Genomic DNA, 13,768 nt, shown 5'->3' with positions numbered 1-13,768 from the left:
GATTGTGGCCAGCACGATGCCCGGCACGGCAAACAGGATAACGATGCCATGCGCTTTCAGCCAGGTGCCGAGCAGCCCCTGGGCGCCGAACAGAAGCACATAAACGAGGCCTGATATGACCGGCGAGACCGAGAAGGGGAGGTCGATCAGCGTGGTCAGGAAGGCCTTGCCCTTGAACTCGAACTTGGCGATCGCCCAGGCGGCGGAGATGCCGAAGACGATGTTGAGCGGCACCGAGATCGCCGCCACCAGCAGCGTCAGCCGGATCGCCGAGCGCGTGTCGGCACTGCTGAGCGCTTCGGTGTAGGCACCGATGCCCTTGGCGAAGGCTTCGTTGAAGACGATGATCAGCGGCAAGAGCAGGAAAATGCCGAGGAAGGCGAAGGCGACGGCCATCAGAGCCAGGCGCGCAGGGCGGCTTTCCGTGACCGCCGCCGACTGGCTTTCATGATGCGGTTCGTAGGATTTGATCTCCGGGTCAGCCATAGCGCTTGCGGCTCCATGACTGTGCGAGATTGACGACCAAAAGCATGATGAACGACAGAGCGAGCATGATCGCCGCGATCGCTGTCGCCGCCGGATAATTGTATTCCTCCAACCGAATGACGATCAGCAGGGGTGCGATTTCTGATTTGTAGGGCAAGTTGCCGGCGATGAAGATGACCGAGCCGTATTCGCCGACGCCACGCGCGAAGGCGAGGGCGAAGCCGGTGACGATGGCCGGCGCCAGGCCCGGAAACAGGATGCGGGTGATGATCTGGAAGCGATTGGCGCCAAGCGTGGCGGCGGCTTCCTCCACTTCCTTGTCGATCTCCTCCATGATCGGCTGCACGGTGCGCACGACGAAGGGCAGCCCGATGAAGATCAGCGCGATGACGATACCGAGCGGCGTATAGGCGACCTTGATGCCGAGCGGCATCAGCAATTTGCCGATCCAGCCGTTCGGCGCGTAGAGCGTGGTCAGCGCGATGCCGGCCACAGCCGTCGGCAGGGCGAAGGGCAGGTCGACCATGGCATCGACGATGCGGCGGCCGGGGAAACGGTAGCGCACCAGCACCCATGCGACCAGCGTGCCGAAGACGACGTTGACCGCAGCCGCGACGAAGGCGGTGCCGAAGCTGATTCTCAGCGCATTGATGGTGCGGCGATCGGTGGCGATCGCCCAGAATTCAGGCCAGCCAAGGGCGGCCGAGCGCCAGAGCAGCCCGGATAGCGGGATGAGGATGATGAGGGTGAGGTAGGCAAGCGAGAAGCCGAGCGTCAATCCGAAACCCGGAATTACGCTCGGCTGCCTGAATCGCCACCCCGCCTGGGCGGGTGCTGTGGTCATGTCGTCCTGAATATCGACTGCTTACTGGGGCTTGTAGATCTGGTCGAATATACCACCATCGCCGAAATGATAAGGCTGTGCTTTTTTCCAGCCACCAAACTGTGGATCGTCGATGGTTACGAGCTTGATCGGCGGCAGCTTGGCGAGGTCCTCGGCCGGCACCAGATCGGGCTTGGCAGGACGATAATGGTTCTTGGCGATGATCGTCTGCGCTTCTTTGGAATAGAGCCAGCTCAGATAGGCTTCGGCGACCTTGCGCGTGCCCTTGGCATCGACATTGGCGTCGACCACCGCCACCGGCGGTTCTGCCAGGATGGAGGTCGGCGGGTAGACGATGTCGAAATTATCGGCACCGAACTCGTCGAGCGCCAGATAGGCCTCGTTTTCCCAGGCGATAAGCACATCGCCAAGACCCTTTTGCGCGAAGGTCACGGTCGAGCCGCGCGCGCCGGTGTCGAGCACCGGAGCATTGGCGTAGAGCTTGCCGACGAATTCCTTGGTCTTGGCCTCGTCGCCGCCGTCATTGGCGTTGGCGTAGGCCCAGGCGGCGAGATAGTTCCAGCGCGCGCCGCCGGAGGTTTTGGGATTGGGCGTAATCACCTGGACACCGTCCTTGACGAGGTCGCTCCAGTCGTGAATGCCTTTGGGATTGCCCTTGCGGACGAGGAAGATGATGGTCGAGGTGTAAGGCGCTGAATTGTTTTCGAATTTGGTGCGCCAGTCCGGATTGATCTTCTTCGCCTTCGAGACGATGGCGTTGATGTCGCCTTCAAGTGCCAGCGTCACCACATCGGCGTCGAGGCCGTCGATCACGGCGCGGGCCTGGGCGCCCGATCCGCCATGCGACTGCTGGACGGTGACGGTCTCTCCGGTCTCGGCCTTCCAATGCGCGACGAAAGCTTCGTCATAGGCCTTGTAGAGCTCGCGTGTCGGATCGTAGGACACGTTGAGAATGGTGGTATCGGCAAACGCGAAACCGAGCGTGCCGAACTGGACAGATGTGGCGACCAGTGCGCCGAGCAGTTTCCTGAAATGAGGTTTGGTCATTTCTGCCTCCGTTGAACCCGCGCCAAATCTACCGAATTGGTAGAAATTAGATGCATTCAATGTTGCCTTTTTTGCCCCTCTTGAGAAAATGTTCGACGCTATTTCGCCGTTAGGAGAAATATTTTCCTCTTGCGGCCTAAGGAAGAATCCATGGCCCGGCCACTCAGCCTATCTAGCAAGGGGCGGTGCCGAGGCAAGGTGTGGAATTTGGTCGGGTGGATCAATCTGCGGTGATGGGAAAGTCGAAACGCTGTCTGGCGAACGGTTCGCTTTTCAGCGTGAAGTGCCACCATTCCCTTGCATAGTTCTTGAAGCCGCCGGCGCGCATGGCGTCGACAAGCATCTTGCGGTTTGCCGCCGCTTCACTGGCAAGGCCGCGGTGGGCGGTTTCGCTCATCGGATCAAAGCAGTCGAAACCGGTGCCGAAATCGAGCGTGTCGGCATCGCCCGCGCCGCAGGCCTGGTTCGGGCTGGACCTGCGGTCCGTCCGGGCGACGGCGACATCGACGGTCGAGCCACGTGAATGGGTCGATAGTTCTCCGACATAACCCTTGGCGATCAGCTCACTGCGCCTGACCTTCGGATACCATTGTGGATCGGGCGACCCGCCATCGCGCGTCCATTCATTCATGTCGGCGACGGCGCGGGCAGGGCGGTAGCAATCGAACAACACCAGGGTCAGGCCTTTGGCGGCGATCGCTTTCTGGACGGCGGACAGTGCCTTTGCCGCCTGCTCGGTGAGGATGCAGGCCGGGGCGTCATAGCCGTCCACCTTGCGATGCAGAAAATTGTCCGATCCGGCGTAGCGTATGTCCTGGCGGATCGAGGGATCGACATCGGCGAGCCGGACGAAGCCGGCGGGCAGGGCATCGGCCAAAGCGGGGAGGGTGGTTGCCGCGACAAGGACTGTTGCTGCCAGTGCCGAGGCTGCCGACAAGAACGGATTGCGCGAGGCACCCCCCTCTGCCTTGGAAAGCTAAGCCTATGAATCGCTTGCAGCCGTCTATTCGACAAACACCTTCACACTCGCCGCACGCCCTGCGGCGTCGATGACGGTCAGCGTCGAATAGCCGGCGCCGTCGGGCTGCCAGGTCGCGGTGCGGCGACGATCGATGCCTGCCAGCGGCTTGCCGTTGGCGAGCCAGCGGAACGGCGCACGGCCGCCTTGCAGCTTCAGCACCAGTGGCGAGGCGTCGGCCGAATTGGTGCCGAGATCGACGCGGGCGCCGTCAGGCGGGAAGATGATGGTCGGTGCGGGTTCGCTCACCGTCGCCTGCACCAGGCCATCCGACCCGGCGCCGAAGCGGGCGAGCGTCACCGGCAGGTCCTCGCGTCTGGGGCTGAACATGCCGGGCGGTTTGCCCGGCAAGGGGACGGTGGCGAGGCCCGAGCGGACAAAACCCTCGAACAGGATGGGAGCGGCCGAGACATAGCCGGAAAGGCCGGGCACCGCGCCGGCATCGGGGCGGCCGACCCAGACGCCCAGCACGTAGCGGCCGTCGAAGCCGACCGACCAGGCGTCGCGGTATCCGTAGGACGTGCCGGTCTTGTAGGCGATGCCGCGCTGCAAGGCCCCCTCGGGCGGCTTGACGCCTGACAATATGTCGATGATCTGCCAGTTGGCCTGACCGTCGAGGATGGTGGCGCTGGTGCGCTCGGCATCGGCAGGCTCGGTGCCGTCATGCAGCGTGTGCGTCTTGCCGCCATTGGCGAGCCCTGTGTAGAGCTGGACGAGGTCGCGCAATGTCACCCCGACGCCGCCCAGACCGATGGCCAGGCCCGGGGCTTCGTTGACCGGCAGTATGGGGCTGACGCCGGCCTGGCGGAAGCGCGCCATCAGCCGCGTTGGCCCGACCGCGTCGAGCACGCGGATCGCCGGCACATTGAGCGACAATTGCAGCGCTTGCCGGATGCTGACATCGCCCTGGTAGCCCATATCGAAATTCTTCGGCCGGTAGCCGGAGAAATCGACGGGGCTGTCGTCGATCAGCGTTTCCTGCGCCACCAGGCCCTGTTCGAAGGCCAGGCCGTAGATGAAGGGCTTCAGCGTCGAGCCGGGCGAGCGGACGATCTTTGTCATATCGATCCAGCCGGAGCGGCTGGCGTCGAAGAAATTGGCCGAGCCGACTTCACCAAGGATGTCGCCGGTGCGGGAGTCGGCCAGCACCATGGCGACCGAGAGGCGGGGGCCGAGCTTGGTGGCCGCGTCCCTCGCCACCTGTTCCAGCCCCTCCTGGACGCTCTTGCGGATCGTCAGCTGCAAGGGCTGGCCGGGGACGGCCTTGGGCAACATCGCATAGGCGGCGTGCGCGGCGAGCGCCGGCAGCGTGCGGCGCAGGTCCGAGACATCGTCGAGGGCGGCCCGTGCGGCCTCGCGCTCGCCGAGCAGGCGGGAGGAGACCATTCGGGTCAGCACCCGGTCGCGGGCGGCGTGGGCGATCTTCAAATTGCGGTCGGGCCGGCGCTTTTCCGGCAGTTGCGGCAGAGCGACGAGCAGGGCGGCCTCGGAAACGGTGAGCCGTTTCGGCTCCTTGCCGAAATAGGCGAGCGAGGCGGCGCGCACGCCTTCCAGATTGCCGCCATAAGGCGCCAGCGTCAGGTAGCGTTCGAGGATCTCGCGTTTCGACAGCCGCCGCTCTATCTGGATGGCGCGCAGCATCTGCTTGACCTTGGAGCCGAGGCTGCGGCTTTCGCGCGGCTCGATCAGCCGGGCAAGCTGCATCGAAAGCGTCGAGCCGCCGGAGACGATGCGGCCGCTGGTGGCGAACTGGCCGGCGGCGCGGGCCAGCGCCAGCACGTCGACACCTTCATGGTCCCAGAAACGCTTGTCTTCGTAGGTGACCAGCATGTCGACGAACTGCTTGTCGACCTGGTCGAGGCGGGTTTCGAGCCGCCAGTAGCCGTCCGGCGTGGCGAAGGCGCGCAACAATTCGCCGTCGCGGTCCTGGACTTCGGTGGAGACCGTGAGTTCGGCTGGAAGCGGGGGTGGGAAGGCACGGTCGAGCGCCCAGAGGGTGGTGGCGGCAATTGCGGTGAGTCCAATGAGGGAGGCTCCTGCAACGGCCGTGCGACGAAGGAACTTCTTGGAAAGCATGGCGCCGCCCCTCATCCGGCTGCCGCCACCTTCTCCCCGTATAGTGACGGGGAGAAGGGTGCTGTCATGGCCGTTGGCGCTTTTCCCGCAACGTTCAAAGTTGGCGAAAGCTTTGTTGCAGGCCTCTTTCTCCCCGTCACTATACGGGGAGAAATGCCCGGCAGGGCAATGAGGGGCAGCAAAAGCCTCACTTTCATATTCGCCAAGGCGCCTTACGGCGCCTTGATCTCCATCATGCCGGTGGCGGTGCGGGCCGAATATTGCGGCCGGTACATGTCCTCCACCGTTGCCGCCGGGTGCGCATAGGTACCAGGCGTCACCGCGCGCACGACATAGGCGAGCGTCAGATTGTGGTCATGATCGCCGTCGGCCGGGTTGAACGCCGCGACGAAACGGTCGTCGCGGAATTCGAGATGCGCGGCATCGGTCTGCGCCAGCCACGAGAAGTTCGTCAACTGGGCGCTGGAGACCAGGCCGGGATTGTCGATCTCGAAGCCGGCCGGCAACAGGTCGGTGACCAGCAGGCGCGACGGCCATTTGTTCTGCTCGTTGACCTTGAGCACGACGACATAGCGTTCGTTCTGCGTCGCCTCGGTGACATTGGCCTCGGTGCCGTCGAGCTTGTAGTAGGTGCGGTTGATGGTGAAGCCGTCGCCGCCGGCCGGCAAGGGCTGGACCGGCGACGCCACGGTGGTGACGACGGCCTGCAGCGGGGTCTTGCCGGTGTTGGCGATGGTCAGCGGGCTGTCGGCCAGGTCAGAGCCTTCCACCTGGTTGGAGTAGCCGCCGGAATGCGCCGCGCCATTGACGGCCAGCGTGATCGTATCATTGCCCTCCTTCAGCGCGCGGGCCGCCAGCAGCATCCAGGATTCGTCCTGGGTGGTGGTCCAGCGGGCTTCCGCGCGTTCCCTGGTCACCAGCTTGATCAGTTCCGGCACGATGGTCGGCACCGGCTTCGATTCCGCCGCCAGCGCCAGCATCGCTGCGCCATCACGCAGCCGCGAACCGTAGTCGGAGCGGTAGTAGTCGTAGTCGGTGGTGGACTTTGCCAACTGCAAGGCGGTCTTGAAGGTGGCTTCGGCGCGCGGTGTATCGCCGTAGAGCGCCAGGCTTGCCGCCAGCTGAGCAACGGCCATCGGGCTTGAGAAAGCTTCGAGTTGGGTATCCGCATAGTAGCGCAGGTCGCCGATCGAGGCCTTCTTGTTGCGGGCCAGAACGTAGAGGGCGTAGGCGATCTCGCTGCCACGGTCCTGCACGCTCTGGTCGTAGCCGAGCGAGTTCTGCAAATTGCTCAGCGCCTGGTTCATGGCCAGGCTCGGCACGTCGTATTTCTGCTCGCGCGCCCTGGTCAGGAAGTCGGTGACATAGGAATCAAGCCACAGATCGCCGGAGCCCGGACCCCACAGGCCGAAGCTGCCGCCCGAGGCCTGATAGCTCAGAACCTTATAGATGGCGTCCTGGATGCGGCCATGGATATCGGGATCGCTGGCCATGCCGACGCCGGAAGCCAACTCATTGACGTAGAGAAGCGGCATGGCGCGGCTGGTGGTCTGCTCGGCGCAACCATAGGGGTAGCGGTCGAGCGTCATCAGCAGCGACGGCACGTCGAAGGCGGCTGCCTGCGAAACGCCGACGCTGACGGAAGCGCCGTTGAGCAGGCTGGCCGCCAGCAGTTCCTTGTCGACGCGTAGCGCGCCGCCATTGCCCTTGAGGTCGACCACCAGCCGGGTGGTCACCGGCAATTGCGCCGGGCGCACCGGCACATAGAGTGTCTGCTCCACTCTGGTGCCGTCGGCATGGGCAAGCTTGATGGTGAGCGAGGCATTGCCGGCCGTCTGAGCGATCAGCGGCACGGTCAGCGTCTGGCGCTTGCCCTGGGCGAGCGTCAGCTTCTGGGGCAGGGGCTTGTCGCCGGTCGACAGGTCACCCGTCGTTTCGATCGAGAACGCATAGTCGCCGGCCGGACCATCGGTGTCGGCGACGTCGAGGCGCATGACGGCGGCGTCACCAGGCGCCAGGAAGCGTGGCAGGCCAGCGGTGATCACGATGGGATCGCGCACGATGACATCGGACTGGGCGTGGCCGACCGCATCCTTGGTCCAGGCGACGGCCATGACGCGCACGGTGCCGTTGAACTGCGGGATGTCGAAGTCGACCCGCGCCTTGCCGTCGGCATCGAGTTCGACGATGCCGGAGAAGAAGGCGACCAGTTTTTCGGTCGGCGGGTTGCCTTGCGCCTGCATGTTGGCGCCGTCGCCGCCGGTCCTGAGCTTGCCGGTGTTGCCGAGCGAGCCGTCGATCAGGCGGCCGTATATGTCGCGGATTTCGATGCCCAGCATGCGCTGGCCGAAGAACCAGTTCTCCGGATCCGGGGCCTTGTAGTTGGTCAGGTTGAGGATGCCGACATCGACGGCGGCAACCATGACATAGGCATTGCTTCCCGGCTGCACGCCGGCGACCGAAACCGGGATCGACAGCTGCTGGCGCGGCATGGTCCTGTCCGGCGGCGTCAAGGTGATGGCGAGCTTTTTCGAGCCCGGATCGACCTTCAGCCATTTCACGCCGATGGCGCGGGCCGGCATGCGCGTTTCCTGCGCATCGCCCGGCCTGAAAAGCGTTGCCGTGACATAGGCACCGGCACCCCAATCGTCGCCGACCGGTATGTCGACCGTGCTGCCGCCGGCCGGCACGGATGCCGTGACGGTCTTCAACAGTTTGTCGGAACCGATGTTGATGAGAAGTTCGCCGGCAAAATGCGGCGAGACTTTCAGCTTGGCCACTTCGCCGGCGGCATAATTGTCCTTGTCGAGGGCGATTTCGAGACCGTCGGGCGTTTCGGTGGTGGTCGAGGAGACATACCAGCCGGCATCGAACTCGTAGCTTGTCGCCGGTCCCTCGGGATCCGATGTCTCGACCTCGAGGCGGTACTGACCCCAATCGACCGGCACGGAGACCGTCGCGTCGCCGTCGGCGCTAAGGTCGACCTGGCCGTTGGCGATCGACTTGGTGAAGGTGACAGGTTCGTAGTTCCAGGAATTGTTGGAGCGGTACCACTGATAATTGCGTTCGACCTTGACCAGCGTCCACTGCGCGCCTTTCAGCGCCTCGCGCTTGCCGTCGGGATCGACGGCGATCAGGCTGAACTTGGCGGTGCCGCCCTGGGGCACTTCATTGTCCGCGAAATCCGGACGGATGCCGATCATATGGCCTTGCGGGCGGATGCCGATGTTGAGCGAACGCTCGATGGCGCGGCCGCCGGTTTCGCGCATCCTCACCGTCACCTTGGCGTCGACCAGCTTGGTGGTCGAGGGCAGTTGGTCGACGGAGACCGGGAAGGTCACCTTGCCGTCATCGCCGACCACCGGCAGATCGGCGAGGGGAGTGACCGTGGGTTCGGCCGACTGCTCGTCGGCGAGACCGAAGGAAAAGCCCTGGAAGCGGTCCCAGTCGCGCGACGTCGACAGCGTCAGTTCGCCTTCCAGCGCCAGGCCCGCCGCCGGCGCGCCATAAAGGAAGCGGCCGTCAATGTCGATGTTGGCGGTTTCGCCCTGGGCGATTTCCTGCTTGTCGGCCTTCATGTCGAATTCGATGCGATCCGGCACGAAATCCTCGACCAGGAACATCTGGCTGGCCACCGCCGGCTGCTTGGGATCGGTGTAGATCGACACCGACCAGGTGCCGCGCATGGCGTTGGGTGCGAGCGGCAGGTCGACGGCATGGCCGCCGGCGGACGCGCCGTCGCTGACGATGCGGCGGTCCTCGACGCCGTCGGGGCGCGAGAAGATGAAGGTCAACGGCAGGTTTTCGACCGCCTTGGCGGCGCCGTCGCGGGCAAGGGCCGCGACATGGACATCCTCGCCGGCGCGGTAGATGCCGCGTTCGGTCCAGGCATAGACGTCCAGCGCACCTGGCGCCGCGCGCCCGGTGACGCCGCGGTCGGACAGGTCGAAGCCGGCCCGGCCCATGTCGAGGAAGACGAAGTCATTGTCGCCCTGCTTGGCCATCAGCACGGCCGGCACCATGCCGCCGTCGCCGCGCGTCAGGCCGGGGTTGAAGACGGCATGGCCGTCGGCATCCGACGTCGCCGTGCCGAGAACCTCATTGTTCCTGGCAACCAGCGTCAGTTCGGCGCCGGCGATCGGCTTGGCGCTGCCCAGCGAACGGGCAAAGACATTCAACCCATCCTGGCCGGTATAGGTCGACAGGCCGATGTCGGAGACGACGAACCATTGCGTGGCCATCGAATTGTAGTTGTCGCTCTTGTCGTTGACGGCCTGGGCGGTCAGCACATAGACGCCGGGCTTGCGCTGCGGCACCGCCTCGTCAACCGGGAAGGAGGTGGTGACCTCCTTGTTGAGATCGTTGGCGATCTCGAGCTGGCCTTGCCAGACCGGCGCGCCCATCTGCTCGGAAATGTTGGAGATGTCGTAGCCGTCGAGCTGGTGCAGGAACTGGTAGCCCGACAGAAGCTGGGCCAGCGAACGATCGCCGACGCGGTAGAGCTTCATTTCGGCGGCGTTCATGTTGACGGTGACGATCGGAATGCCACGGCGCGCGCCGGCCGGCAGCACGAAGCTGTCACCGGTGAAGCGGGCCGACGGTGCGCGGTCCTGGACATATATCGACAGCACCACGGGGGCCGCGGTCACTTCGCCGATTGCCGCCGGCAGGCCGGCGCGGAAGGTGACGTCGTAGTGCTGGCCATGCTCCAGTCCTTCGACGCAGATTTGCTTGTCCTTGGCCTCGACGCCCTTGGGTGGCGCGTTGTCGACGGTGACGAATTGCGCGTAATCGACGCCGGTCTTGACCAGATCCTCGGAGAATTGCGCGCAGATGCGCGGCGCGCTGGTGTCGGCGTCGATGGTGTGGTCGATAACGCGGAAACCCTTGCGCGCCTTGAGATCGGCATAGTCGGCCTGGACCGCCGGCGAAGGGTTCAGCGCAAGGCTGGCCTCATAGGCCTGCAGCGCCGGCCGGTAGAGATCGCGCTTGTCGAGCCCGTTGCCGAGCAGCGCCAGCACTTCGGCGCGCGTCTTGGTGGTGCGCAGCAATTTATAGGCATTGAAAGCGGCCGACGTGCCGTTCGCCGGCAAAGTGGATGCTTCGGAGGTGCCTGCGGCGGGCTGAACGGCCAGCGTTTCACGCGCCAGGTTGAGCCAGAGCTGGCCATCATCGGGCAGCACCGAGACCGCGGCCTCGTATTTCAGCATGGCGGAGCGGTGATCCCCGGTCAGCACGGCCTGTTCGGCGGCGTTCAGCAAGGCAGCCATGCCTTCGGTCGGCTTGTCATAGGCCGGGCCGAGCAGCTTGTTGCGGTATTGCTGGGCCTGATCGGCCATCCAGTTGGGGAAGAAAGCGAGTTCCGGCGGCGCGCCGATATCAGGATCGCCATCGATGTTGACGACCTTGCCCGCGACCGCGCCGTTGAAGGTTTTCAGCTGGTTGTAGTCGGATTTGAGGAAGCACCATTTGGCTTTTTTGTTGTAAGTGAAGGCGCGGCAGGCCGGGTCTCCCAGGCATGTCGTCTTGCACTGGTCGATTGTCACATTCTGGTCGGACCTGAGATCAAAGCCGAAATAATCGGAATTGTCCGTTGTCGCGATCCGCCGGGCCTCGGCCGCTTGCGCGGCGCTGCTCCAGGCCAGGACATTGGCCCAGGCGAGAAACAGAAGAATCAGGATAGACAGACCACGAGCCGCGCGCATTGCCATAACACCCCTCCAGACACAGCTGACGTCCGGGCATGATCAAGCTTCAGTCAGGCTTGTCAACACAAGGACGCGGCAGGGTTCCGCCTGCCAACGGTTTCCTTTCCGGCCGATCACCGGTAGTACCTCCATAGGACAGGGGATCACGCTTTCTTGCGGCGACGCAAAAGGTGTGAATTCCAAGCCCGCCCTATTTCAGACAATTGGATTGTGGCCCCTTTACGAGCGCTTCAGAACTTCATTCCAATTTTAGTTTTGTAATCTAGGTTGTCTTAATGCCGGCGCATGAAGAGCAGATGTCAGGAGGTCGCGCGCCAGGGCGTGCGCTTCCGCGCGCCCTGCTGCTGGCCATGATGTGCTCGACCGTGCTCGTCGCCGAATCGCGCCCGTCGGTCGCTTTCGAGCTTTTCGGCATCAAGCTGTGGGGGTCGTCCAGCGACGAGGATGCCGATATCGTCGATCCCCTGCGTTACGCCGTGACCATTTCCGCCCCCGACGCCGACAAGGATCTGGTCAAGAAGCTCGAAAATGCCTCTGCGCTGAAGAGTGACGAGGAGCGTCCGGTTTCCGGTTCGCTCGGACTGATGGCCAAGGCGCGCAGCGACCGCGAACAGCTTGTCGCCGCGCTCTATGCCGATGCCCGTTACGAAGGCGTCGTCACCGTCACCATCGACGGCAAGCCGCTCGACGATTTGCCGCCGGATGCCGAATTCAACGGGCCGCAGCCGGTTCCCGTGGTCATCGACATTGCCAGCGGGCCGAAATTCACCTTGGGCAATATCCACCTTGAGGGCGACGCAGCGGGGCTGATGAGCGCCGATTACGGCTTGATATCAGGCGGCGATGCGGGATCCGGCGCTGTGCTCAAGGCCGAGGCGCTGATCGTGCGGACGCTGAAGGAGCAAGGCAGGCCGCTGGCAGAGGTGACGGACCGGCAGATCGTCGCCGACCACGCTACTTCGACGCTGGACGTGACGCTGACGGTCACCGCTGGGCCGGTCGCCGGCTATGGCGACACAACGGTGGAAGGCACCGAAAAGGTCGACCGCGACTTCACCGAATACATGACCGGCCTCAAGCGCGGCCGGCAGTACTCGCCGCAAGAGATCGATGACGCGCGCGACCGGCTGCTGGCGCTCGAGGTCTTCAACAGTGTGACGTTCAAGGAAGCCGACACGCTCGATGCCGACGGCAACATTCCGATCGGCGTCCAGGTCAGCGAGCGCAAGCCACGCTATTTCGGCGTCGGCGGCACCTTCTCCAACACCGAGGGGCTGGGCCTGGAAGGTTATTGGGGCCACCGAAATTTGTTCGGCCGGGCCGAGAAGCTGCGCATCGACGGCAAGATCAGTGGCATCGGCAGCAATGATCTCGGCGAGCTCAACTACAATGCCGGCATCATGTTCGAAAAGCCGGGCGTGATCGGGCCGGCATCGAAGTTCTTCGCCGGCGTCAAGACGGTACTCGAACATCCTGACGCCTATGACCATTTCTCGGTCAAGGGCAGCACCGGGCTGTCCTACGAGCTGACCAAGAAGCAGACGGTTTCCGCCGAGGTGGCGCTCGACTATTCCCGCATCCACGACGCTTTCGGCAAGCACAAATACCTGATCGCCAGCATCCCGCTGCAATATGTCTATGACAACCGGGACAACCGGCTGAACCCGACAAGCGGCTTCCGGGTGCTGGCCTATGCCGAGCCCAGCTACGACATTTTGAGCGGTGCGGCGTTCCTGAAGCTGAGGGGCGAAGGGTCGGCCTATCAGTCGCTGGACTCGGCTTCGAAATTCGTGCTGGCCGAACGTGTCGCCATCGGTTCGATCGTCGGCACCAGCCTCGAACATGTGCCAGCCGACCGGCGCTTTTATTCCGGGGGCGGCGGTTCGGTGCGCGGCTATGCCTATCAGGGCATCGGACCCAAGGACTTCACCGGCCAGCCGATCGGCGGCCTCTCCTTCTTCGAAACCTCGGTCGAGATGCGCATCGCCATCACCGATACGATCGGCATCGTGCCGTTCGTCGACGCCGGCACCGTATCGACCAAATCGGCTCCCGATTTCTCCGATGTCAAGGTCGGCGCCGGCGTCGGCCTGCGCTATGTCACGCCGTTCGGGCCACTGCGCATCGATGCCGCCGTGCCGCTCAACCGCGATCCGGGCGACCCGCGTTTCGGCATCTATGCCGGCATCGGGCAGGCATTCTGAGCGATGAAAACAGTCTGGCGCATCCTCCGCATTGTCCTTTACACGCTGCTGATCGTGGTTGCGGGAGCGATCGGCGCGCTGGTGGTGCTGACCAAGACCGAGCGCGGCCGCGACAATCTCGCCGGCATCATTTCGCGGCTGGCTTCGAACGATGACCGCAAGATCACGGTCAGCGGCATAGACGGCATCTGGTCCGGGGCGCTCAGCGTCGACCATGTCGTGCTGGAGGACCGCGAGGGCGCCTGGCTGGTGGCGCGCAAGGTGGCCGTCGACTGGTCGCCGCTGGCGCTGCTGTCGAAAAACTTCAGCGCCGACCGTATCGCTGCCGAGCGTATCGAACTGGCGCGATTGCCGGTGACCAGCACGCAGCCAGCGCCGAGCGGGG

General features: G+C 64.1%; 7 protein-coding genes and 1 pseudogene. 2 read left to right on the top strand and 6 right to left on the bottom strand.

Going from position 1 to position 13,768, the window contains the following annotated elements:
* From cysW to EOB59_RS14325, 6 genes and pseudogenes are all read right to left on the bottom strand, one after another.
* Positions 1-486: pseudogene (gene cysW, locus EOB59_RS36275) on the bottom strand (sulfate/thiosulfate ABC transporter permease CysW); the annotation flags it as partial.
* A complete protein-coding gene (gene cysT, locus EOB59_RS14350) occupies positions 479-1,330 on the bottom strand; it encodes a sulfate ABC transporter permease subunit CysT (RefSeq protein WP_013530875.1) in 852 nt (283 codons plus the stop codon). The pseudogene cysW and the gene cysT, both read right to left, overlap by 8 nt.
* A gap of 21 nt (positions 1,331-1,351) precedes the next feature.
* Positions 1,352-2,377 carry a sulfate ABC transporter substrate-binding protein gene (locus tag EOB59_RS14345; RefSeq protein ID WP_127271865.1) on the bottom strand — a complete coding sequence of 342 codons (1,026 nt, stop codon included), beginning with the start codon at positions 2,375-2,377 and terminating at the stop codon, positions 1,352-1,354.
* A 220-nt stretch (positions 2,378-2,597) separates the two neighbouring features.
* Entirely contained in the window at positions 2,598-3,314 is a 717-nt protein-coding gene (locus EOB59_RS14340; protein WP_245486625.1) for a M15 family metallopeptidase, read from the bottom strand.
* A 66-nt stretch (positions 3,315-3,380) separates the two neighbouring features.
* Positions 3,381-5,471: a penicillin-binding protein 1C gene (gene pbpC / locus EOB59_RS14335; protein ID WP_127395669.1), complete on the bottom strand. Its 2,091-nt coding sequence runs from the start codon at positions 5,469-5,471 to the stop codon at positions 3,381-3,383.
* Between the two features lie 212 nt (positions 5,472-5,683).
* On the bottom strand, positions 5,684-11,182 hold the full coding sequence (locus EOB59_RS14325) for an alpha-2-macroglobulin family protein (protein WP_128288622.1): 5,499 nt from the start codon (positions 11,180-11,182) through the stop codon (positions 5,684-5,686).
* A 272-nt stretch (positions 11,183-11,454) separates the two neighbouring features.
* Here EOB59_RS14325 and EOB59_RS14320 point away from each other — a divergent pair, with 272 nt between their 5' ends.
* Both EOB59_RS14320 and EOB59_RS36270 read left to right on the top strand, forming a co-directional pair.
* Complete coding sequence (locus EOB59_RS14320) at positions 11,455-13,383, top strand: autotransporter assembly complex family protein (RefSeq protein ID WP_128288621.1); 1,929 nt, start codon at positions 11,455-11,457, stop codon at positions 13,381-13,383.
* 3 nt (positions 13,384-13,386) lie between these two features.
* On the top strand, positions 13,387-13,768 hold a 382-nt coding region (locus EOB59_RS36270; protein ID WP_245486624.1), incomplete at its 3' end, for a hypothetical protein.

Origin of the sequence: Mesorhizobium sp. M7A.F.Ca.MR.176.00.0.0 (genome assembly GCF_004023165.1) — a bacterium.
Taxonomy (GTDB): Bacteria; Pseudomonadota; Alphaproteobacteria; order Rhizobiales; family Rhizobiaceae; genus Mesorhizobium.
The sequence above is the reverse complement of the archived record's forward strand: the minus strand, read 5'-3'. Positions and strand labels throughout refer to the sequence as shown.

What these genes read in the sequence shown, in the direction of transcription:
- EOB59_RS14345 (WP_127271865.1), bottom strand. Translation starts at nt 2,377, where the DNA reads ATGACCAAACCTCATTTCAGGAAACTGCTCGGCGCACTGGTCGCCACA.
- pbpC (WP_127395669.1), bottom strand. Translation starts at nt 5,471, where the DNA reads ATGCTTTCCAAGAAGTTCCTTCGTCGCACGGCCGTTGCAGGAGCCTCC.
- cysT (WP_013530875.1), bottom strand. Translation starts at nt 1,330, where the DNA reads ATGACCACAGCACCCGCCCAGGCGGGGTGGCGATTCAGGCAGCCGAGC.
- EOB59_RS14325 (WP_128288622.1), bottom strand. Translation starts at nt 11,182, where the DNA reads ATGGCAATGCGCGCGGCTCGTGGTCTGTCTATCCTGATTCTTCTGTTT.
- EOB59_RS14320 (WP_128288621.1), top strand. Translation starts at nt 11,455, where the DNA reads ATGCCGGCGCATGAAGAGCAGATGTCAGGAGGTCGCGCGCCAGGGCGT.